This is a genomic window from Flavobacterium cellulosilyticum (assembly GCF_004349355.1).
GTDB lineage: Bacteria > Bacteroidota > Bacteroidia > Flavobacteriales > Flavobacteriaceae > Flavobacterium > Flavobacterium cellulosilyticum.
This window is the reverse complement of the sequence record NZ_SMFK01000008.1, coordinates 37,378-59,404: the sequence shown is the minus strand read 5'-3', so window position 1 is coordinate 59,404 and position 22,027 is coordinate 37,378. Positions and strand designations below refer to the sequence as shown.

Below are 22,027 nucleotides of genomic sequence, written 5' to 3'. Positions count from 1 at the left end.
GGATTATTTGATGAGACGCATTTCAAGGTATTTGTTGGTAAATCCTAGTTTTTCATAGAGTATTTTGGCGGGATTATCTGGCTCTACATGCAATGCAATATTCCCTTCGGCAATTGAGATGGCTTTTTGCATTAATTGTTTACCATATCCTTTTCCTCTTTGACTATTATCAACGGCGATATACACTAAAATGTTTTCAGGAATAAAACCTTTCATTCCAGTATTGTTTAATATTACAACGCCTACAATTTTATTTTCATCAATACCTACAACTATATTTCCTCCTTTGGCGGGATTCATAACAAAGTCAATGCATTTTAAAATGTCTTCAACCTTATCTCCATATTCTTCTAAATGAGTATAAAGAAATTCAGCAATGACTTGATTCGGATAGGTTTTGTCTTCACCTGAAGTATAATTAATTTGTTTGAATTCCATTTTGTCTTTCTTTTTTATTATAATGATAAATTGATAGTGTAACGAATAAAAGAAGCGAAATACTCATTCCATAAAGATTGGCATCCAAGTGTTCTGGCAGTTTTATTCCTAAAGGTAATTTATTTTTAGTAATGATTAGTAAAATAGTAGTTCCACCTCCAAAAAGCATACTCCAAAAAGCAGCAATTGGATGGCTTTTCTTCCAAAATAAAGCACCAAGAACGGGAATGAATAAACCGGACACCATAAAGGCATAGGAATAGAGCATAAGTTCCAAAACATTTTGCATTTGGGACGCCAGTACGATGGCAAATACACCAATCAGTAGGGTAACAATTTGCGAAAGTTGTAATTCTTTTTTATGAGATAATTCTTTTTTAGAAAATTTGGCGATAATATCCGTGACAATATTCCCTGAAGCGGCCATTAAACAGCTGTCAGCGGTAGAAAGTATAGCCGAAAAATAGGAGGAAAGCATCAATCCCATTAGCCCAACCGGAAGAACAGTGGCAAGTAAAATAGGCAATCCCATTTCACTATCCATTGATGCAGCATTCGTAATACCGTCAAATAAGCCATTAATGGCAGCAACTTTAGCAAGCATTCCCAAAATTACGCCCATAAAAGCCATGATGGGCCATTCGAAAATTCCAGCAATTAACCATGCTTTTTTAACTTCTTTTTCGCCTTTACTAGCATATATTCGTTGGTATAAAGTCATTCCCACAAACCAAATAGGGATAATGGTGATCGACCAATTTAAAATTTGATACCATTTGACATTGGTTAAGGATAAATATTCGGGAGCTAAAGTAGCCTTGATGACATCATAACCGCCAACGGCAGTATATGCTATAGGAATTCCAATAAAAACTAATCCACAGATTAATATTAACCACTGAATAGTATCTGTGTATATAACGGCTTTCAATCCTCCGATTGCAGTATAGATTACGGCAATAGCGCCCATGACAATGAGTGCAGTTTGTATATTTAACCCTTCTATAGTTGCTGAAGCTAATTTGGCTCCAGCCAATACTTGAGAACTGGTAAATCCAATATATCCTATAGCCGAAATAATTCCGGCCAATAAAGCCACTCGTCCGTCATAGAAATAATTGAAAATTTGTGGAAATGTAAAAAACTTATAAGTATGTCCTAATGCACTCACTTTTGGAATTAAATAAACTGCGCTTAACCATGCACCAAGTAATCCAGTGAATAACATCCATGATCCAGAAATTCCCATTGTAAAACCGAGTCCACCCAAACCTATTGAAAATCCGCCGCCAACATCAGTAGCAACAACGGATAAACCAATATGCCAACTACTCATATTCCTGCCACTTACGTAAAAATCTTCGGCATTTTTGTTTTTTTTGAAAAAATAAAGACCAACTCCCAACATAGCGAGCATATAAACAACGAAGATTAGATAATCTATTATGTGCATTTTAAATTTTGATTATTTAATAGCCTGTAAATGGAATTTTTCCAAAAGGCAAAAGAGGCAGCGCACTGCAAAACAGAATGATTTTTTATTAATTTCTAGAAAAGAAATTGTAGAAAGGATTGAATTAAATATTGGAAATAATTTAATTTTAACCTGGAAAATCAATGATTGATTACAAATATAATAAAATTATTTCCAAGAAGCTATTTAATGTGAAAAACCAGTTTTTTGTAAAATTGAATTATTACCAATAAATTAAGGCTTTTTTATCAAAAACCAGTTCTATTTTACTTATTTTCGTATTTTAAATTATTTACATGAAAATTGCAATTGTTTGTTATCCTACTTTTGGTGGAAGCGGTGTTGTGGCAACTGAATTAGGGCTAGAATTAGCTCGTCGCGGACACGAAATTCACTTTATTACGTATAGTCAACCTGTTCGTTTGGCTTTACTTAACCCCAATGTTCATTATCACGAAGTAAACGTTCCAGAATATCCTCTTTTTCATTTTCAACCTTATGAATTGGCTTTGTCAAGCAAACTGGTCGATATGGTAAAACTGTATAAAATTGAATTGCTTCATGTACATTATGCTATTCCTCATGCTTATGCGGGATATATGGCGAAGCAAATGCTCAAAGATGAAGGAATTAATCTTCCTATGATTACTACTCTTCACGGAACTGATATTACATTAGTGGGCAATCATCCTTTTTATAAAACGGCTGTTACTTTCAGTATTAATAAATCGGATTATGTTACTTCGGTGTCACAAAGTTTGAAAGACGATACCTTGAAATTGTTCAAAATAAAAAATGAAATTCAGGTTATTCCAAATTTTATTGAATTGGATAAAAATACAATCGATCCAAGTATCTCATGCCGTCGTTCCGTTATGGCAACTGAAAAGGAAAGAATTATTACTCATATTAGTAATTTTAGAAAAGTAAAACGAATTCCTGATGTAATTAAAGTGTTTTATAAAATTCAAAAGCATATCTCTGCCAAATTAATGATGGTAGGTGATGGACCAGAAAAGGAGAAAGCAGAACATTTGTGTCAAGAATTAGGTATTCAAGACAAAGTGATCTTTTTTGGGAACAGTAACGAAATTGATAAAATTCTAAGTTATACTGATTTGTTCCTTTTACCATCAGAAACGGAAAGTTTTGGTCTTGCTGCTCTTGAAGCAATGGCGTGGGGAGTTCCTGTTATTTCGAGTAATTCTGGAGGTTTAGCTGAAGTAAATTTGGCTGGAATTTCAGGGTATTTGAGTAATGTAGGTAAAACCAAAGAAATGGCGGAAAACGCTTTAAAAATCCTAAAAGATGATGCTGTTTTGGCTGAATTCAAAAAAAATGCCTTGTCAGTAGCGAAACAATTTGACATCAAGAATATTCTACCATTGTATGAAGATTTGTATCAAAAAGCAATAAATAAGTATTCATGAAAAAAGCTATTATACTATTGTTAAGTCTTATTTTATTTTCTTGTGCAACATCTGTTAAAAAGAATGTAAAAAAGCCACTGTTTGAAATTTTGACAGAACAGTCAGATGGTGGAGCTAATATTCGTTTTTTTGAAATTTTATCAGAGCCAAATGAAATTACCATGTTGCAAAATGATGAAAAACTCAAACATAAAATTAATTCAAACGACATTCAAAACTCTAATTTTATTGTCCTGAATTTAGGAGAAAAAACATCCGAAGGTTATGGGGTAAAAGTGGAAAGTGTAGTTGAAACTGAAAAAAACATCATAATCACATTAAAAGAAATTAGTCCTGACAAAAATGCAATTAGCACTCAAGTTATAACGACTCCCTACACTATTTTGAAAATTAATTCAAAAAAAGAAATTATTATAAAATAAAAAAATCCCATTAACGTAAGTTAATGGGATCAAATTTTAAATAAATTTTATATTAGAATTGAAATCTAACTGCTAATGCAATATCAGAACCATAATTGTTATCGTAATAACCACCACTTCCACCAATTTCTGGTCTAAAATCTAACGATATCAGTAATGGAATATCAAAATTATATTCAATACCTATATCTCCAGCTGCAAAAGCATAGATTGTATTGTCATACACTCTGTTGTCATAATAATTTCTACCATAGCTACCTACACCACCACCTATACCAGCATACCAGTTGAAACCACCATCGATGTTCCATACCCATTGGTATAAACCAGTCAATTTGATAGCTTTGTCATCATAACTATTTTTGTTATAATTGTTTCTGTTTCTCCAACCTAAGTCTAATTCTAAACGATTATTGCTAGATAAAGCTCTTTGATAGGACACTTCACCACCAAATCCACCACTGTCTCCAAAACGTAATCCTAAAGCATTTTCTGAAATTTTCTGAGCCTGTGCGGTAAATGTTAATCCTATTAACATAATAGCCGAAATTAAAATCTTTTTCATAATTAATTTGTTTTTTGTTTATACAAAGATGTAACTAAAATTTGACAAAAAAATTATACAATAATATAAAAAAGTTACATAATTACCATATTTTTAAAAACAAAGTAAATTTAATGGTAATAAAATAAATTTGTAAGTGGCTCTATCAGAGTGTTTGTTAATTAAAATGATGTTTTTTGAATTGTATTTTTTATTGAAATCAAATTTCATCATTATTGGTAACAAGTAATAAATAATTCAGCTGCTATTAAAACTTTATCTTGAAATCAATGGATAAAGTTTTAAACTTTAATCTAAAATAGTACTTTTGTTAAAAACTAATAATAATGGCAGGAAATAGCTACGGAACTCTATTTAGAGTAACAACTTTTGGAGAATCACACGGAGAAGCATTAGGTGGTATAATTGACGGATGTCCTTCTGGAATTGCGTTAGATTTTGAAGCCATTCAAATTGAAATGTCTCGAAGAAAACCAGGACAATCTGCTATAGTTACCCAAAGAAAAGAACCGGACGACGTTCAATTTCTTTCTGGTATATTTGAAGGTAAAACTACAGGAACTCCAATTGGTTTTATTATTCCGAATACAAATCAAAAATCAGATGATTATTCACATATAAAAGACAATTACAGACCCAGTCATGCTGATTATGTGTATGAAAAAAAATATGGTATTCGTGATTATCGCGGTGGGGGGCGTAGTTCTGCTCGAGAAACTGCTAGTAGAGTAGTAGCTGGAGCCATTGCAAAACAAATGTTACCCGATATAAAATTTAATGCTTATGTTTCTTCTGTAGGACATATTTTTTTAGAAAAACCGTATCAAGAATTAGATTTTTCAAAAACTGAAAACAATCCAGTGCGATGTCCAGATGAAGAATCGGCAGCCAAAATGGAAGAATATATTAAAGTTATAAAAAAACAAGGAGACACTGTTGGTGGAACAGTTACTTGTGTAATTCAAAATGTGCCACTTGGATTAGGAGAGCCTGTTTTTGATAAATTACATGCCGAATTAGGTAAAGCGATGCTTTCCATAAATGCTGTAAAAGGATTTGAATTTGGAAGTGGTTTTTGTGGAGCTAAGATGAAAGGAAGTGAACACAACGATTTATATAATCCTGATGGAACAACAAAAACGAATCTTTCAGGTGGAATTCAAGGTGGAATTAGCAACGGGATGGATATTTATTTCAGAGTAGCTTTCAAACCAGTAGCTACAATTATGCAAAAACAAGAATCATTAGACAATAAAGGAAATATCACAGAAATGACAGGAAAAGGGCGTCATGATCCTTGTGTAGTACCTCGTGCAGTTCCAATTGTTGAAGCTATGGCGGCCATCGTTCTTGCAGATTTTTATTTAATAAACAAGACATATAAATAGGTCTATGAAATTAGCAATACATTGGAAAATCCTTATCGGAATGATTTTGGGTTTAGGTTTTGGTTTTTTAATGAAAAACTTAGAACAAAAAGGTATTGTTATCGATTGGATTAAACCTTTTGGAACGATTTTTATTAATTTATTAAAAATGATTGCAGTTCCATTAATAGTAGTTTCATTGATTGTTGGTATCTCTGATCTAAAAGATATTTCTAAGTTATCCAAATTAGGTGGAAGAACTATAGTTTTGTATTTATGTACGACCATAACTGCTGTTACTATTGGTCTAGTTTTAGCTAATTTAATACAACCAGGTAAGTATATTAATGAATCATCTCGAAAAAGTCTACTAGAAAATTTTGCTAGCGATGCAGCTCAAAAAATTGAATTAGCAGAGACTGCGAAGAGTAAAGGACCCTTGCAACCATTAGTTGATATCGTTCCAGATAATTTTTTTAATGCTTTGACAGATAATGCGGCCATGTTACAAGTTATATTATTTGTAATATTGATAGGTATTGGATTGATTTTAATTGAAGAAGAGAAGGCAAAACCAGTTGTCGATTTTTTTAAGGGAATGAATGACGTAATCTTGAAAATTATTGATTTAATTATGATCGCAGCTCCTATAGGAGTATTTGCTTTAATGGCTTCACTTATTGTTGAAATTCAGGACTTTTCTACTCTGAATGCATTAGTAATTTATGCATTAACAGTGGTATTTGGCTTATCCTTAATGGTGTTTGTTTTATATCCAACCTTACTTATTGTTTTTGCAAAATATTCTCCTATTAAATTTTTTCGAGCAATTGCACCAGCACAATTATTGGCCTTTTCAACAAGTTCTAGTGCGGCAACACTTCCAGTTACAATGGAATGTGTTATTGAGCATGTTGGTGTTGACGAAGAGGTTGCCAGTTTTGTTTTGCCACTAGGGGCTACTGTAAACATGGATGGAACTAGTTTATATCAGTCCGTTGCAGCGGTTTTTATAGCCCAAGCACTAGGAATTGAACTCGATATACAAACTCAATTGATGATTATTGTTACAGCAACCTTAGCGTCAATTGGTTCAGCAGCAGTGCCCAGTGCTGGAATGGTAATGTTAGTAATTGTTTTGGGTCAAGCAGGAATTCCTGAAGCTGGATTAGCATTAATTTTTGCCATCGACCGACCATTAGACATGTGCAGAACCGTTGTTAATGTTACTAGTGATGCAATAGCTAGTACAATAGTCGCAAAATCGGTTGGAAAATTAAATGTCGTAAATGAAGTTTAAATAATGGGATTAATGAACTACTAATTTATTATTGTATTTCAATTTAAATATATAAGTTAGTAATGTTTTAAGAAAAGACTTATAATTCATTCATTTAATTAAAATAAAAAGTATATTTGATGTACATTTTATTTTTATGTTTCAAATAAGAGTTTTAATTTTTATTTTAATTTTGCTGAAACCTTTCAGTAGTATCTTATTTGCACAAACTAAATCACCTACTAAAAAAGAAATTGTATCAATGGCAAAACAAGCTGTTGAATTTCTTAAAGAAGGAAATTTTGAAAAATCAATATCTACATCAAGACAAGTATTACATTACGCTACAAATAGTAATGACAACAGCTTAATTGCTGTTTCTTATAATATAATTGCTGCAAATCTTGATGAATTATCTGAAACTGATAAAGCCATATCCTACTATAATAAAGGCTTATTTTATGCCGATAAAACAGATAATGATACCATTAAAAATTACATCAATAATAATTTAGGAAATATATATTGTTTTGAAAAAAAGCAATATGAAAAAGGAATTTATTATTTTAAAAAATCCTTGGTATATAGCCAAAAAACAAATGATAGAGCACAAATTCTATTTACTAAATTGAATATTACATGGGCTTATTTTGATATTGGTTTATTTACAAAAGGCATGCCTTATTTAGAGTATGTTAATAAAAATCAATCAAAATTTGGTAAAAGCGCGACGGAAAGTTGCTTAAATATGCTTAATGGAATGTATTTTAGTAATAAAGGAGACAAATCAAAAGCAGAATATTACTTTATAAATGCTATAAAACTTGGGAAAATAAATAAAGATAAATCGGATTTGTCTTATTCACATCTAGAGTATTCCAAATTTTTATTTAAAAACAAAGATTTTGAAAAAGCATATCATAATTTGGTTCTTTATAATAAAATTAAAGACGAAATATACGCTACTGATAAACTTAACAAAGCTAATGTAGCAGGCGTTAATGTTGAATTGGATGAGTATAAAAGAGAGGTCAACAAAATTGAAGTTGAGAATAAGTTACAGTCTGAAAATCTAAGAAAATCTCTAATTATTGTATTTCTTTTTATTGTAGTATTAATCACATTATTATTTTTCTTTTTTTCGTTATACAAAAACTATAATTACAAGAAAAAAATCAACAAAGAATTGCTACTCACAAATCATGAATTAATTATTGCGAAAGAAAAAGCTGAAGAAGCGGATCATGTAAAAACACAATTTATTTCTACAATGAGTCATGAATTGAGAACTCCATTATATGGCGTGATTGGTATTACAAACATGCTTTTAGACGAACACAAAGAGCTTGAAAATAGCCCCCATTTATTTTCTTTGAAATTCTCTGCAAAATATTTATTGTCTCTTGTAAATGATATTCTACATATCAATAAAATTGAAGAAAAGAAAGTTGATTTAGAAAGTTTTGTTTTCAATATTTCTGATGAGATACGATTGATTAAAAACTCTCTTTCTTTTTTAGCAAAAAATAATAATAACACTATTGAATTAACAATTGATCCTTCAATTCCAGAATATTTAATTGGTGATAAATTAAGACTTTCTCAAATATTAATAAACTTGATTGGCAATGCTTTGAAATTCACTAAAGCAGGTGTTATTGAAATACATGTAAAATTACAAAAAGTAGAATTTACTTCAAATTATATCGAATTTATAATTAAAGACAACGGAGTAGGAATAGCTGCTAAAGACTTAGATAAAATATTTGATAAATTTGTGCAAGTTGGAAGAAATGAGAATGATTATCAAGGAACAGGCCTAGGTCTAGCCATTGTAAAACGATTGTTAGAGTTATTTAATAGTGAAATCTTGGTTGAAAGCGAAATAGGATATGGATCTACATTCAAATTCACAATTGCGTTTGTGCATGATCCTGCAAAAACAATTGAATTTATAAATAATATAAATGTTGATTTAAGTTCAGGTGAAATATATAGAGTTTTAGTGGTTGAAGACAATAAAATTAACCAAATGATAACCCAAAGAATTATAGAAAAAAATAACGGAAATTGCACTTTAGTTGACGATGGATTTCAAGCAATTGAAATATTAGACAAAGAGGATTTTGACATTATTTTGATGGATATCAATATGCCCTTGATGAATGGTTTTGAAACTACTAGAAAAATTCGTCAAAAAGGAATTGAAACACCTATTATTGCGTTGACTGCTTTTGCAAAAGATGAAATAACTGAAGAAGCAATTTCTGCAGGGATGAATGATATAATGATAAAACCATTTGAAGCATTAAACCTTTTCCAAGTTATTAATTACCAAATATATAATGCAAAAAACACTGTGCAATAACGCCAGCGTTTTCTGTTTTAAATTAAAGCTAATTTCAAGATTTATTTAATAGGAATGCTTTTTAAGGCTCTTCTTTTAGCTCCTTCTTTTTTTTGAACCACGACATGAAGAACACCATCTTTATAGTTTGCTTCTATTTTATTTTCATCAATAGATTCAGGCAAACTAAAAGTTCTACAAAAAGATTGATAATTAAATTCTCTTCGTACGTAATTGTCTTTTTTCCTAATTTCTTCTTTTTCTTCTTTTTTTTCTGAAGAAATCATTAATACGTCATTTTCGATTTCAACTTTAAAATCCTCTTTTTTCATTCCAGGAGCCGCTAACTCCACTTCTATTTTTGTATCTGATTCTTTTAGATTTACTGAAGGAAGGTTGCTGCCTAATGCTACAAAATTTTTATCGGTCCAATCAAATAAATCTTTTGTAATAAAATCATCAAAAAACGTATTAACGGATTTGTTAGCCAGTGACGGAAATAATCCGTTTCTTTTTACTAAAGTTTCCATACTATTTAATGTTATATAAGTTAATAATTTATCTATGTAAAATTAATAATAAAGAGCCATTTTCAAAAGTTATATAACAATTTGTTAACACATAATACGTTGGTGATAAGAAGCTTAGTAATAAAAAAAAATCATCTTTTGGAACTAGCCAAAAGATGATTTAAATAATGAAATAATGGAATATTTAAGAAATTAATACCATCGTTTTTTGTTTTGTTTTGATGCGCTAGATTTTCTTGATTTATGTGCACCACCACTTCTGTTTGAATTGTTTTGAGCGGAAGCAGGAGCTGTTTCCGGATTACCTGAATGCCAAGGATAGGGATGATCACTTACTATTTTTACATCTACTTTTATCAATTTTTGAATGTCTTTCCAATATTGATGTTCGTCTTTACTGCAAAACGAAATAGCAACTCCTTCATTTCCGGCGCGACCTGTTCTTCCTATTCGGTGAACGTAAGTTTCTGGAATATTTGGTAAATCAAAATTAATAACAATCGGCAATTGATCGATATCAATTCCACGAGCGGCAATGTCGGTTGCGACAAGAACTCCAACTTCTTTGTTTTTGAAAGCATCTAAAACCCGTTGTCTTGCATTTTGTGATTTGTCACCATGAATGGCTTCGGCAGGAATATCTTTTTTTCGTAATGCTTTAACCACATTATCAGCTCCATGTCTAGTTCTTGAAAAAACCAAAACATCGGACAGATTTTCATTTTTTATTAAATGATACAATAGGTTTCTTTTTTCCCCTTTTTCTACAAAATAAACTCTTTGTTCCACATTTTCTGCAGTAGATGAAACGGGAGAAACTTCTACTTTTGCAGGATCTTGCAAGAACATCTCTGCTAGTTCACGGATTGCTATTGGCATTGTAGCCGAAAACAACAAGGTTTGTCTGTTTTTTGGCGTAAGCTTTACAATTTTTTTGACATCATTAATGAATCCCATATCAAGCATTTGATCAGCTTCATCCAGTACTAAGGTGTGTAAATGATCAAGATCTATAAAACCTTGTTTGTGTAAATCCAATAATCGTCCGGGAGTTGCTACCAGAACATCTATACCACTACGTAGTGTATCTACTTGTGGGTTTTGAGAAACTCCTCCAAAAATAGTTAATTGGGTTAAGTTGGTATATTTACCATAAACATCAAAACTTTGCCCTATTTGAACTGCTAATTCTCTAGTTGGTGTTACCACTAAGGAACGTATTTGTTTGGCTTTTTTAGAAGAGCCTACAATTCGATGCAATTGATGAATTATTGGGATAGCAAAAGCGGCCGTTTTTCCGGTTCCTGTTTGGGCACAGCCTATTAAATCTCTTCCTGCTAAAACTATTGGAATAGATTGTTCTTGAATAGGGGTGGGTTGGGTATAGCCTTGCTCAAATACGGCTCTTTGTATACTTTTTGAAAGTGATAAATCTTCGAATAACATATATTGTGTATTAAATATCCAGTATTAGGTGCATAGATAGTGCCGCAAAGATAGGATTTAAATTATTGACAGAAATTAGAAAATAATTCTAGAGGTGGAAATAGAGCTGATTTTTTTTATAATAGAGGAATACTATTGTTTGATTTTATAAAATCGGTTATTAAATAGCCAATAAGTTTTCCTATCAATTGATTGTTTTTTTCATCGCCTAAATCAGGTGCACCTTCACAAATATGAAGATAGGCTGCGTTTTTATTTTTACCGAAAAAAGTAATGAACTGACGAAGTTCTTCAACTGAAAAACCACTTAATGTCATTGCGCTACTTGCAATATTTGGTATTGCATCAAGATCAACTTCAATTCCATAATAATCATTTTCAATAAATTTTAAGGCATTATTTAGCTCAGTATTAAAATCTTTTTCTTTGCGAATGTTGATACTATCATAAGAGTTATATCGCAGACGTTCTTCCGATTTTTTAATAATATCTAAAACACTTTTTGAAGTGTAACTTTCATGTAAACCAAAAATAAAATATTTTTTCAGAAAACCTTCTTCATATGCATAGGAAAAACCATTTCCGCTATGTCGTCCTTCAAGTATCCTAAAATCTGAATGAGCATCAAAATTAACAGCATTTATTGATTTTCCTTTGGCGAGAGCTGTTCCTTTTATGTTTCCGTATGAATTATTATGTCCACCTCCAATAATAATTGGAATTTTTCCTGATTTTACGATTGTGTAAATAATATGAGAAACTTCTTTGTCAATTATTTCCACTAATTGACTAAGCCTAGTTCGATCTTTGAATATATTGAAATCTAAATTTTCAACATCTTTCATTTCTTGACTTACATCTAATTGACCTAAAACAAGTAAATGGCTCCCTTTACAAAATCTATTGTGTTGGATATTGGCAATACTTTTTATAGCACTTTGCCATGCCGATGCTGCACCAGGTCTGCCATAGTTAGCTCTTATGCCAATATCTTCGGGGATTCCAAATAGCACATATTTTGCATCTGAAGTTTTTAGAAATTCACTTGGATCAATTCCTTTTGGAATAGTAATCATTTTTTCTCCAAATTTTATTTCTCCACTTCTGTGGTTTGTAGCTTTAGCAAGGTCGTTTATTGTAAAAGGGATAAGTTTCTCCATAAAAAATTATATACATCAAATATAATATAAATGTTTAGAATTCGTTTATAGGTCAAATTATATTATTAAATTTGTAATAAAAAAAATAAAATATGGAAGATCAACAAAACAATTCAAGCTCAAGTCTAAAGGTAATTATAGCCATTTTAGCAATTCTATTGGTAGGAAGTCTAGTTTATATATATAAATTATCTTCAAATACAAAACTAGTGCAAACAGAGTTAGCAAAATCTGTATCTGAAAAAGATGTTGTTATGAAAGATTTGCAGGATTTGAAAACTACCTATGATGCTGCTATTGCTGAAAACACGTCGATGTCAGAAGAATTAATTAAAGAAAGAGACAAAGTTGTGAATCTAATGAATGATATAAAACATTCAAAAGGGGATGTTTCAAAATACAAAACACAGCTTTTCGCTTTGCAAGCCAATATGAAAAATTTAATGGCAGAAAATGAAGGTTTGAAAAAACAAAACACAGTATTAACAACACAACGAGATAGCACTGTAGTTGTATTAGGGGAATCAAAAAAATACAATGAAGTTTTAGTTGGTCAAAACGAAGACCTTTCTAAAACAGTTGAATTAGGTTCTAAATTGACAGTTTTAAACATGAAAACTTCAGCTTACAAATTGAGAAGTTCAGGTAAACAAATTGAAACTGAAAAAGCTGGAAGAGCAGATATGCTAAAAATTAGTTTTACAATTGCCGAAAATAAAATTGCCAAATCAGGAGATAAAACCTATTATGTTCAAGTTATTGACAGTAAAAACAATGTTTTAGGTGACAAGAAAACAGAAAATTTTGGTGAAAAATCATTAACTTATAGTTTTATTACTAATGTGAAATATGAAAACAAAACAGTTCAAGTTTCAGAAGATTTACCAGGGAAAAATTTCGAAAAAGGAACGTACTTTGTAAATGTATTCGATAAAAACGAATTGGTTTCTAAAACAAGTTTTACGTTGAAATAATCAATTTTCAAAATAGATTAAAAAAAGAGGAGCAATTTTGCTCCTCTTTTTTTATATAAAAACCTCACCTTCAATTAAAACAGCGTCAATTAAATTACTGCCAAATGCATAAGGCAGTTGGTAATAGCTAGAAATAGGTTTAGTGATAATAAGGTTGGCTTTCTTACCAATGGTGATACTTCCATGAGTTTTTGAAATTCCCATGGCATAAGCGCCATTTATCGTTGCAGCATTTATGGCTTCTTCTGGAGTTAATTTCATTTTAATACATGCTGTCGAAACCACAAAGTTCATATTTCCAGATGGAGTAGAGCCCGGATTATAATCGGTTGCAAGCGCCAAAGCTAATCCGCTTGAAATTAATTCTCGGGATAGAGTATATGGAATTCCAAGAAAATAAGAACAAGAAGGTAATGCAACTGGCATTGTTTTGCTATTTTTTAATGCTTCTATATCTTCCGATTTCATTACTTCAAGATGATCTACTGTTAGGGCATTGTATTTTATTCCAGCTTTAATTCCGCCAATAGAATTAAATTGGTTTACATGAATTTTTGGGATTAAGCCAAAACGGATTCCTGCTTCTAGAATTTGTTCTGTTTCTTCGACGGTAAAATAACCCATTTCACAAAACACATCAATATATACAGCCAATTTGTTTTTGGCAATTTCGGGAAGCATTTCGTTAATAATTAAATCAATATAGCCTTGATGATTTTTAGCAAATTCCAATGGAAATGCATGAGCGCCAAGAAAAGAGGCTTTTATAGTTATTGGATAATTATTGGATAATTTTTGAATAACACGGAGCATTTTCAGTTCACCATCCACAGTCAATCCATAACCTGATTTTATTTCTAGAGCACCAGTCCCTAATCGCATGATTTCTTCTAATCGAACTTTCGATTGGTCGTAGATTTCTTCTTCGCTAGTTTCGTTCAGTTTTTTGGCTGAATTTAATATTCCTCCACCACGATTAGCAATTTCTTCGTAGCTAAGGCCATTGATTCTATCCACAAATTCCTGTTCCCGATTTCCTGCATAAACTAGATGCGTATGACTGTCACACCAAGCAGGTAAAACCATTTTACCATAAGCATCAATGCATTTTTCAGGATTTAAATCTTCGGGCATATCCTCCATAAAACCAAAATCGGCAATGAGATCATTTTGTAAGACTAAATAGGCGTTTTTAATAGTGGGTAAAACTGCCATTTCAGCACCAGAAACTTTCAATACGGATTTGTCCCGCACTTGAATTAATTCCTTGATGTTGATAATTAGGGTTTTCATTTAATGTAAAATTATTCTGAAACGGTTATTTCGAATAAAGTATCCCAGTTTTTACCGGTTACAAAAATGGTTTTTGTTTTTGGATTGTAGGCAATTCCATTTAGGACTTCAGCTTCAGGGTTTTTGATGAATTTTCTCAATCCTGACATGTCTAAAATTCCTTCAACAGCACCTGTTGTTGGATTTACAACAGCTATGGCGTCTTTTTGCCATACATTAGTATATATTTTATCATTAATCCATTCTAATTCGTTGATGCTAGGTATTTTTGAATCTCCGGAATATACATTGACATAATCAATCATTTTTTGAGTTTCGGGATCCATTTTCCAAATTCTCTCGGTTTTATCCGTTTGATAAATGTATTTTCCGTCATTTGTCATTCCCCAACCTTCAATGTCTTTATCGTATTTAAATGTTTTTTCTAGTTTTAATGTAGTGGCATTATAAATAAAACCAGTTTTATTTTGCCAAGTTAATTGATATAATTTGTTGTTTAGGAATGTAATACCTTCTCCAAAATATTGTGAATCTAAATCAATTTGCTTGAAGACTTTACCTGTTTTATAATCGTATTTTCTAAGGAATGATTTTCCGTTAAGTCCAGTACTTTCATACAAAGTATCTTTGTAAAATTCTAAACCTTCTGTAAAAGAGCCAATGTCATGAGGGTATTTATTTATGATAGTATATTTTAATAATTTAGGTTGGATGCTGGAAACTAGTTCAATTCTTGCAATAGCTTCGGAGTTTTCGCCTTCAAAATAGACAACAGCTTTTAAGTACTGATACCCTAATTTTTGGTCTTTTAGATTAAAGGATATTTTAGAATTTCCTTTTGCGGCACCTACTTTTTTGTTATTTACATAATAGGCTATACTATCAATATTTTTAGTATTTGGATTTAAAACACCTAATTCAATTGCATCTTGAAGGATATAATTTGCTTTAAAATTAGAATTATTAAAAGTAAATAAAGAATTTTCACCTTTTTTTGTACCACCACAACTAGCTAAAATAGTTCCTAATAAAATGATAAATAGGAAGTTATAATTTCTCATAAAATATTTTTTTTGAAATGCAAGATACAACCTTATTTTATAGGTACAAAGCACTTGTAAAATATAAAATAGGTTGTATATTTGCACCGGCAAGTCCTACACGACCAGCTCCTGCAGAATCCCCCAGGATGGGAACATAGCAAGGGTAAGTGGTTGAGCGGTGCGATGTAGGTCGCTTGCCATTTTTTAATTATAAGAAGTTACAAAGTAATTTTATAGATATTTATCACGCCTTTTAGCGTGATTTTTTTATTTTTGGACTTATTTCGTTCTTCAAATCTATAATCCGAAATCTATAATCTAAAATGGAAAAAGTAGTACTAATTACTGGCGGTTCTTCGGGAATAGGGAAGTCAATTGGCGAATTTTTGCACAACAAAGGTTTTGTAGTTTATGGAACCAGCAGAAATCCAGAACGCATTTTGAATTCTGTTTTCCCATTGGTTAAACTGGATGTTCGAAATGTAGATTCTATAGTTGCGGCTGTATCCAAAATTGTTGCCATTTCTGGAAAATTGGATATTGTTATTAATAATGCTGGAGTTGGTATTACTGGTCCATTGGAAGAAATTCCAACAGTAGAAATCAAGAATAATTTTGAAATTAATTTGTTTGGACCTATTGAAGTTATGAAAGCGGTGCTGCCCCAAATGCGTTCTCAAAACTCTGGTTTGATTATTAATATTACTTCGATTGCTGGTTATATGGGGTTGCCTTATCGCAGTGTTTATTCTGCTTCAAAAGGAGCGTTAGAGTTGATTACAGAAGGATTAAGAATGGAAGTAAAGCCTTTTGGAATAAATATCACCAATGTTGCGCCTGGTGACTTTGCGACAAATATCGCTTCAGGACGTTTTCATGCTCCTCTAATTAAGGATTCGGCATATGAAATTCCGTATGGAAATACGTTGAAAATGATGGACGAACACGTTGATAGTGGGAGTAATCCTAATGAAATGGCTGAGGCGGTTTATAAAATAATTCAGAACCCAAATCCAAGTATTCATTATAAAGTAGGGGTGTTTATGCAGAAGTTTTCTATAGTACTGAAACGTATTATGCCTGATAAAGTCTATGAAAAAATGCTTATGAATCATTATAAGTTGTAATTTGCAGCGATTTTTTATTTGCGTGAAGGATCGCAATGGAAATCCTCCCGTTTTTCACGGGAGATTGTAATGTAGAGCCTGACCCTTGTGGTCACGCCCAAAAAAAAGAATACACAATTTAAATATAAATATATTATGAAATTTTTTATTGACACAGCGAATTTAGCACAAATTAAAGAAGCACAAGCATTAGGTGTTTTAGATGGGGTAACAACTAATCCATCATTGATGGCTAAAGAAGGTATTTCTGGAAAAAACAACATTTTGAAACATTATGTTGACATTTGTAACCTTGTGGACGGAGATGTAAGTGCAGAAGTAAATGCACTTGATTATGATGGAATGATCAAAGAAGGTGAAGAATTAGCAGATTTACATGACCAAATTGTAGTAAAATTACCTATGACAAAAGAAGGTGTTATGGCTGCTAAATATTTTTCGGAAAAGGGAGTTAAGACTAATGTAACATTGGTATTTTCAGCTGGACAAGCATTATTGGCTGCAAAAGCTGGAGCAACTTATGTTTCTCCTTTTATTGGTCGTTTAGACGATATATCAACAGATGGTTTGGCGCTTATTGAAGAAATCAGATTGATTTATGATAACTACGGTTACGAAACTCAAATTCTTGCAGCTTCTGTACGTCACACCATGCATATTGTAAATTGTGCAAAAATTGGAGCAGATGTAATTACAGGACCATTGTCTGCCATTGCAGGTTTGTTGAAACACCCACTAACGGATATTGGATTGGCACAATTTGTTGCTGATTTCGAAAAAGGAAATAAGTAATTTATTGCATTTATTCTTATAGAAAACCCCATAAAATTAATTTTATGGGGTTTTGCTTTTTAATTTAAATAGAATTAAAATATATTAGTAATATGATTTTTTAGCGTAATCCTAAACGATATCCCATATAGAAATCTGCTTGTTTTGTATCGCTGGTTAATGCAGTAATAATCGAACTTGATCCAAAATAAAGTCCATAAATACGTAATCCAAAACCACCTGTAGTTCCAGAAATTTCATTATTTGCCCAAGGTGAAAACACTTCGAAATTTTTTAATGAAAAACGTGGCGTAATTGAAGTTACATTTTGAGATGTTATTTGATTATTCTCATTGTCGTTTCCGATTTTTTGCTGTGTAAAAATAGAAACATAGAGTTTCGAAACTACTTTAAAATCGGCATAAGCAGAAAAAACAGAAGGTAATTTTACTTTTATATTAGTTTCGGACTGTTTTTTAGTTAAATAAGGTGTTCCTAATAAGGTGTTTTCTGCATCTTTAATACTTGTAACATTTTGAAATAGACTTAGATCAAGACCTGGACTGGTAATAGTACCCGTTGGAATGTTTAAAGTATAGTTAGTTGAAGAGTTATTATTGTTTTTAAAAGTAAGTTCTCCAATGTTTTTTATGGCAATTCCTGCATTCAATTTATAACTGTCTTTATCTTTTAATTGGTAGTTGATTCCAAAATCAAGAGCCATACCATTTAAAGTTCCAAATAATGATTTTGTATAATCTTTTGAATTAGCCAAATTTTCTGAATAAGCAATGTTTAATTGTGTGTTTACACCACTTAAATAGGCTGTTGGGCTAGTGCCATTTAATCTGTAATCAAGTTTTCCTTGGAATTTATCGATTCCAATGTTGGCATAAGAACCAGGGAATAATAATTTAATAGAAGCACCTCCATTGAATTTATGTTTTTCATTTTCAAATAAATTTCTTGCTACTGTGAAACCTAATTCGCCCCAAGTGGTAGCATTCAAACGCTGATTATAATCACTTTTTAAAAGTGTTGAGTTTAATATATTAGAGGTATTTCCGTCTATAATTGCTTTACCCAACTGTGGGTCAAGATCTACTAAGTTTCCTTTTATATAGGATTTTGTAGTTATTCCAAATGCCCATTTGTTGTGTTTCATTGCAAAACCTGGCCCGTATATTTCAGCATCAATACGTAAATTCACAGGTTCGTTTCCTTGAAAAATTAGTTCTTCGATATTGTTGTTGGAGTTTATTAGATCTTTAAAGCCTATTTTGTTGTTTGAGGCACTTATACTAAAAGAGAAAAAATTCACATCGTATTTGTTGCCTAAATTAGAAAGTTCAGCAGGGTTAGTGCTTATACTGAGTATTCCAACTTTGTTGGAGTTTTTAATACCAGAAAAATGGTCCTGAGCTGACATGTTTAGAGCACATAATGCAAAGAAGATAAATAATTTTTTCATAAGGTTGAGATTAAGTTAGTTGTTATTTGAAGTTTATTTGGGATGTAAATTTATATTTTTTTTTATTACTATTTGAAATAATTTATTTTTGTATTGTATTTTTTTAGTACTCTTTATAACACAGTATTTGACTACATCAATTAATAATTTTTTAATTAGTATAAAAATGAAATTAATAATACTGATTCTTGGAATGTATTAGGTTTGATTTAAGAGTAAAATTTCACAATTATAGACGAGACCAAATACTATTTCAATTTTATTTAGAGGTAAAAATAGGTGACTAGCGATTGTAATCAAACAGACGATGTAATATTTGATTATATTGATTACTTATAATTTTACACAGTTTAGGACTCTCTGCTCAATAGGAGTTTTTAAACATTGATTTCTCCATTTAAATCAGTTGTGAGTACTAAAGTCAGGTGATCAAAAAAGGGGCGTACTGTTTTGAAGATTTCATTTGTTTTATTAACAAATTCGGGGTCTATTACATCTTGATCTGTAAAATTATGTCTCAAAATAAATTGTTTGTGTCGAATTAAATCAATCGCTTCATGGTCTTTAGGGAATCCTTTTGGGAAAGTAGGTACTTTATTTCCTGCCAATTCCACAAAATTAGCGATGATTGGCTTTGCATTTAAAATTTTGCGCCATGCTCCAGGAATGACTTCTATGTCTTTTCTGATTCTTTTCAAGTCTTCGGGATTAGGGGAGAAAAAACCGCAGGCCAAAAAAGTATTGCCGGGTTGTATATTTACATAATATCCGCCTCTTTTTAACTTAGTTGCACGTTGCAAACTAAAAGCAAATCGAGGTTTATAAGGCGATTTATCTTTACTAAAACGAACATCATTATAAATGCGATATAAACTTTTTTTACCCGATGTGTTTTCAATAGCATCGTGGGTATTCATGAGTAGTATAAGTTCGTCAACAAAGGTAATGATGTTGGCTTGTGCTTCGATATATGTTTGCTTGTTTTCTGCAAACCATTCTCTATTGTTGTTTGTTTCGAGGTTTTTTAGAAAGGTAATAGTATTTGGGAGTATTTTGGTGTTTTCCATTTTAGTTTCTATCTGGTTTTTTGTTAAGAGATTTTTGATTGAAATTCATTTAAGTCTTTTCAGCCTTCTGTTTTTAAAAGAGGGTTAAATGTGACTCTAGATTTATTTTTGAATATAGTTGTCCAGTAGAATGATCTGAATGCAATCAACTATTGATTTTTCAATGCAACTTATTTTTTTTACAATAGCACTTTAAGTGTAACTATAAAAACAAATAAACTTTCTTTTTTTTTGTTTAAGTGAATATAGTGAATTTGATTAATAAGAAAAAAGATTGCACCATCAGTTTCTGTTTTGTCATAGAAAAGTTTAAAATAGGAATCAATATAATTTCAAATTTTCGATAATGTTTTTATTTTTTTTTCAAATATCAATAATGTTATTTGTTGTTATAAAAAATAAATTTAATGGAATTATAGATTTAGTACTGTCACAACATTCCTATATAATGCATACATAAGTTAAAACAGAAAAGGCAGTCCATTTAAAAATTAAAATGGACTGCCTTTGGATTTTCTATATTTCAGAATAATTAGACTAGAATTACTCATAATCGCTAACTATAAAAACTTATTGAACGTGTAATAACTCCCAAGAATTAATATTACAATAACGTCCAGAAGCAGACTGTGTTGAAACTTCTCCAAGAGATACTTCAGTGGTTTGTGTAACCGTAAATTCAACGTAATATACCTTGGTACCTATTATTCTTTCAGACCCTAAAACTTCGGTAGCAGTAGTAATATTTTCAACGTCTGGTAGACCATTACCATTGGCAATTACAATATATCCACCGCCATCATCTGAATCTTTTAGGTTCGTAGCACTTATAGTTACTTTTAATTGATATGTAGCTGGATCTAATTCTATAGTTTGATATATTTTTCCGTTAGTTATCGCAGGAGCACCCCAACCAGATTCCATATTGAATAATTTGTTTTTGCCATTAAAACCACCATAACCATTGTGGTTTTTAGCAGCATCGTTGGTGATCCATGGTGCTGCTAGATTTCCCCATCTTTTTCCATCATATTCAGCCTTTGAAAAGGGTCCTGATGCATTTTGCAATTCAGCTAGAACAAATGGTTTATGGTTATTATATTCAGTATAAATAGTATCAAGAGCTAGAGGAGAAAATTTGTATAATGAACGATATCTTAAAGTAGATCCACTTTTAAAATCTGCGATATTGATTTTCGTTTTATTATTGCTACTAAAAACTTCTATTTCTTTGCCTTCCGCGTTTATATAGATTATTTCAGTTCCTAAAATACCAGTATTTAACATTAATGAATTAAAAACAAAATTTAAATCACTATCTTTTAATTGTGATGAAACAATATTTCTGTTCACAGTTTTTGCAAGATAATTAGAGCCGTAAACTTTAGCGCCCCCACTTGTAATTCGAGAGCTTTCTCCTTGATTATCTAATGTTTGAAATTTAAATATATAAAGTTTCTCCTGTAGATTATCAATTTGTGTCGTGAAAGTGCTTGCATCACCATTGTTACTTACAGGCACCATAATCGATTTTGATTTATTATCCCAAAAAATTTTCACTTCCGTTACGTTTGGATCATCAATTACTCCTTCTATTTTAGCACTATTTATTCCAGGTTTTATTACCAGTGATTTTACCTCTCCTAAAGCTAATGTCTCATTATTTGTTGGTTCATATAAAGAGTCTCTACTACATGACAATGCGATAAAAAATAGTGATAAAAAGATTAATTTTGTTACATAATTTTGCTTGAATTTCATATTAATTTTGTTTTATATAATTATTTATTAAGGTTTAAGTAGTTTTGCAAAGTAGATTTTTA

At 31.2% G+C, this 22,027-nt stretch carries 19 protein-coding genes and 1 other RNA gene; 9 read left to right on the top strand and 11 right to left on the bottom strand.

Features of this window, described 5'->3' with window-relative positions:
* Positions 1 to 3: 3 nt before the first annotated feature.
* Complete coding sequence (locus E0F76_RS12565; RefSeq protein WP_132006498.1) at positions 4 to 438, bottom strand: GNAT family N-acetyltransferase; 435 nt, start codon at positions 436 to 438, stop codon at positions 4 to 6.
* A complete protein-coding gene (locus E0F76_RS12560) occupies positions 419 to 1,891 on the bottom strand; it encodes a sodium:solute symporter family protein (protein ID WP_132006495.1) in 1,473 nt (490 codons plus the stop codon). Before E0F76_RS12560 ends, E0F76_RS12565 begins: the two co-directional genes overlap by 20 nt.
* Before the next feature lie 317 nt (positions 1,892 to 2,208).
* On the opposite strand from E0F76_RS12560, the gene bshA reads away from it, so the two are divergent.
* Together bshA and E0F76_RS12550 are read left to right on the top strand one after the other, a co-directional pair.
* Positions 2,209 to 3,342: an N-acetyl-alpha-D-glucosaminyl L-malate synthase BshA gene (gene bshA / locus E0F76_RS12555; RefSeq protein ID WP_132006492.1), complete on the top strand. Its 1,134-nt coding sequence runs from the start codon at positions 2,209 to 2,211 to the stop codon at positions 3,340 to 3,342.
* Entirely contained in the window at positions 3,339 to 3,764 is a 426-nt protein-coding gene (locus E0F76_RS12550; protein ID WP_132006489.1) for a protease complex subunit PrcB family protein, read from the top strand. Before bshA ends, E0F76_RS12550 begins: the two co-directional genes overlap by 4 nt.
* Positions 3,765 to 3,816: 52 nt before the next feature.
* Here E0F76_RS12550 and E0F76_RS12545 read toward each other — a convergent pair whose 3' ends face one another.
* Positions 3,817 to 4,329 (bottom strand): hypothetical protein, encoded by a 513-nt coding sequence (locus E0F76_RS12545; protein WP_132006486.1) that lies wholly within the window; start codon positions 4,327 to 4,329, stop codon positions 3,817 to 3,819.
* A gap of 326 nt (positions 4,330 to 4,655) precedes the next feature.
* On the opposite strand from E0F76_RS12545, the gene aroC reads away from it, so the two are divergent.
* From aroC to E0F76_RS12530, 3 genes are all read left to right on the top strand, one after another.
* Entirely contained in the window at positions 4,656 to 5,717 is a 1,062-nt protein-coding gene (gene aroC / locus E0F76_RS12540) for a chorismate synthase (RefSeq protein WP_132006483.1), read from the top strand.
* Between the two features lie 4 nt (positions 5,718 to 5,721).
* Complete coding sequence (locus E0F76_RS12535; protein WP_132006480.1) at positions 5,722 to 6,996, top strand: dicarboxylate/amino acid:cation symporter; 1,275 nt, start codon at positions 5,722 to 5,724, stop codon at positions 6,994 to 6,996.
* 241 nt (positions 6,997 to 7,237) lie between these two features.
* Positions 7,238 to 9,343, top strand: coding sequence for a tetratricopeptide repeat-containing hybrid sensor histidine kinase/response regulator (locus tag E0F76_RS12530; protein WP_246022054.1), 2,106 nt, complete (start codon positions 7,238 to 7,240; stop codon positions 9,341 to 9,343).
* A 41-nt stretch (positions 9,344 to 9,384) separates the two neighbouring features.
* Here the strand turns inward: E0F76_RS12530 and E0F76_RS12525 are convergent, their stop codons facing one another.
* The 3 genes from E0F76_RS12525 to E0F76_RS12515 all read right to left on the bottom strand — a co-directional run bounded on the left by E0F76_RS12525 (position 9,385) and on the right by E0F76_RS12515 (position 12,458).
* Positions 9,385 to 9,852, bottom strand: a complete 468-nt coding sequence (locus tag E0F76_RS12525; protein WP_132006474.1) for an Hsp20/alpha crystallin family protein — start codon at positions 9,850 to 9,852, stop codon at positions 9,385 to 9,387.
* 192 nt (positions 9,853 to 10,044) lie between these two features.
* A complete protein-coding gene (locus E0F76_RS12520) occupies positions 10,045 to 11,298 on the bottom strand; it encodes a DEAD/DEAH box helicase (protein ID WP_132006471.1) in 1,254 nt (417 codons plus the stop codon).
* A gap of 116 nt (positions 11,299 to 11,414) precedes the next feature.
* The gene (locus tag E0F76_RS12515; protein WP_132006468.1) at positions 11,415 to 12,458 is read right to left on the bottom strand and encodes a formimidoylglutamase; all 1,044 of its coding nucleotides are present in this window, start codon (positions 12,456 to 12,458) and stop codon (positions 11,415 to 11,417) included.
* Between the two features lie 92 nt (positions 12,459 to 12,550).
* Here E0F76_RS12515 and E0F76_RS12510 point away from each other — a divergent pair, with 92 nt between their 5' ends.
* On the top strand, positions 12,551 to 13,432 hold the full coding sequence (locus E0F76_RS12510) for a hypothetical protein (RefSeq protein ID WP_132006465.1): 882 nt from the start codon (positions 12,551 to 12,553) through the stop codon (positions 13,430 to 13,432).
* Positions 13,433 to 13,483: 51 nt separating this feature from the next.
* Here E0F76_RS12510 and hutI read toward each other — a convergent pair whose 3' ends face one another.
* Entirely contained in the window at positions 13,484 to 14,725 is a 1,242-nt protein-coding gene (gene hutI / locus E0F76_RS12505) for an imidazolonepropionase (RefSeq protein ID WP_132006462.1), read from the bottom strand.
* A gap of 11 nt (positions 14,726 to 14,736) precedes the next feature.
* Positions 14,737 to 15,786: a glutaminyl-peptide cyclotransferase gene (locus E0F76_RS12500; RefSeq protein ID WP_132006459.1), complete on the bottom strand. Its 1,050-nt coding sequence runs from the start codon at positions 15,784 to 15,786 to the stop codon at positions 14,737 to 14,739.
* An 87-nt stretch (positions 15,787 to 15,873) separates the two neighbouring features.
* On the opposite strand from E0F76_RS12500, the gene ffs reads away from it, so the two are divergent.
* The 3 genes from ffs (at position 15,874) to fsa (ending at position 17,687) form a co-directional block, all read left to right on the top strand.
* Positions 15,874 to 15,971: signal recognition particle sRNA small type (gene ffs, locus E0F76_RS12495), an RNA gene on the top strand.
* Between the two features lie 120 nt (positions 15,972 to 16,091).
* The gene (locus E0F76_RS12490; RefSeq protein ID WP_132006456.1) at positions 16,092 to 16,895 is read left to right on the top strand and encodes an SDR family oxidoreductase; all 804 of its coding nucleotides are present in this window, start codon (positions 16,092 to 16,094) and stop codon (positions 16,893 to 16,895) included.
* Between the two features lie 135 nt (positions 16,896 to 17,030).
* Positions 17,031 to 17,687, top strand: coding sequence for a fructose-6-phosphate aldolase (fsa, locus tag E0F76_RS12485; protein WP_132006453.1), 657 nt, complete (start codon positions 17,031 to 17,033; stop codon positions 17,685 to 17,687).
* 100 nt (positions 17,688 to 17,787) lie between these two features.
* Here the strand turns inward: fsa and E0F76_RS12480 are convergent, their stop codons facing one another.
* The 3 genes from E0F76_RS12480 to E0F76_RS12470 form a co-directional block, all read right to left on the bottom strand.
* Complete coding sequence (locus E0F76_RS12480; RefSeq protein WP_246022053.1) at positions 17,788 to 19,137, bottom strand: DUF5723 family protein; 1,350 nt, start codon at positions 19,135 to 19,137, stop codon at positions 17,788 to 17,790.
* A gap of 377 nt (positions 19,138 to 19,514) precedes the next feature.
* On the bottom strand, positions 19,515 to 20,204 hold the full coding sequence (locus E0F76_RS12475) for a DUF2461 domain-containing protein (RefSeq protein WP_132006449.1): 690 nt from the start codon (positions 20,202 to 20,204) through the stop codon (positions 19,515 to 19,517).
* Between the two features lie 570 nt (positions 20,205 to 20,774).
* A complete protein-coding gene (locus E0F76_RS12470) occupies positions 20,775 to 21,965 on the bottom strand; it encodes a DUF4998 domain-containing protein (RefSeq protein WP_132006446.1) in 1,191 nt (396 codons plus the stop codon).
* Positions 21,966 to 22,027: the final 62 nt, after the last annotated feature.

Coding starts and splice junctions, on each gene's coding strand:
- E0F76_RS12565 (WP_132006498.1), bottom strand. CDS start 438: ATGGAATTCAAACAAATTAATTATACTTCAGGTGAAGACAAAACCTAT.
- E0F76_RS12560 (WP_132006495.1), bottom strand. CDS start 1,891: ATGCACATAATAGATTATCTAATCTTCGTTGTTTATATGCTCGCTATG.
- bshA (WP_132006492.1), top strand. CDS start 2,209: ATGAAAATTGCAATTGTTTGTTATCCTACTTTTGGTGGAAGCGGTGTT.
- E0F76_RS12550 (WP_132006489.1), top strand. CDS start 3,339: ATGAAAAAAGCTATTATACTATTGTTAAGTCTTATTTTATTTTCTTGT.
- E0F76_RS12545 (WP_132006486.1), bottom strand. CDS start 4,329: ATGAAAAAGATTTTAATTTCGGCTATTATGTTAATAGGATTAACATTT.
- aroC (WP_132006483.1), top strand. CDS start 4,656: ATGGCAGGAAATAGCTACGGAACTCTATTTAGAGTAACAACTTTTGGA.
- E0F76_RS12535 (WP_132006480.1), top strand. CDS start 5,722: ATGAAATTAGCAATACATTGGAAAATCCTTATCGGAATGATTTTGGGT.
- E0F76_RS12530 (WP_246022054.1), top strand. CDS start 7,238: ATGGCAAAACAAGCTGTTGAATTTCTTAAAGAAGGAAATTTTGAAAAA.
- E0F76_RS12525 (WP_132006474.1), bottom strand. CDS start 9,852: ATGGAAACTTTAGTAAAAAGAAACGGATTATTTCCGTCACTGGCTAAC.
- E0F76_RS12520 (WP_132006471.1), bottom strand. CDS start 11,298: ATGTTATTCGAAGATTTATCACTTTCAAAAAGTATACAAAGAGCCGTA.
- E0F76_RS12515 (WP_132006468.1), bottom strand. CDS start 12,458: ATGGAGAAACTTATCCCTTTTACAATAAACGACCTTGCTAAAGCTACA.
- E0F76_RS12510 (WP_132006465.1), top strand. CDS start 12,551: ATGGAAGATCAACAAAACAATTCAAGCTCAAGTCTAAAGGTAATTATA.
- hutI (WP_132006462.1), bottom strand. CDS start 14,725: ATGAAAACCCTAATTATCAACATCAAGGAATTAATTCAAGTGCGGGAC.
- E0F76_RS12500 (WP_132006459.1), bottom strand. CDS start 15,786: ATGAGAAATTATAACTTCCTATTTATCATTTTATTAGGAACTATTTTA.
- E0F76_RS12490 (WP_132006456.1), top strand. CDS start 16,092: ATGGAAAAAGTAGTACTAATTACTGGCGGTTCTTCGGGAATAGGGAAG.
- fsa (WP_132006453.1), top strand. CDS start 17,031: ATGAAATTTTTTATTGACACAGCGAATTTAGCACAAATTAAAGAAGCA.
- E0F76_RS12480 (WP_246022053.1), bottom strand. CDS start 19,137: ATGAAAAAATTATTTATCTTCTTTGCATTATGTGCTCTAAACATGTCA.
- E0F76_RS12475 (WP_132006449.1), bottom strand. CDS start 20,204: ATGGAAAACACCAAAATACTCCCAAATACTATTACCTTTCTAAAAAAC.
- E0F76_RS12470 (WP_132006446.1), bottom strand. CDS start 21,965: ATGAAATTCAAGCAAAATTATGTAACAAAATTAATCTTTTTATCACTA.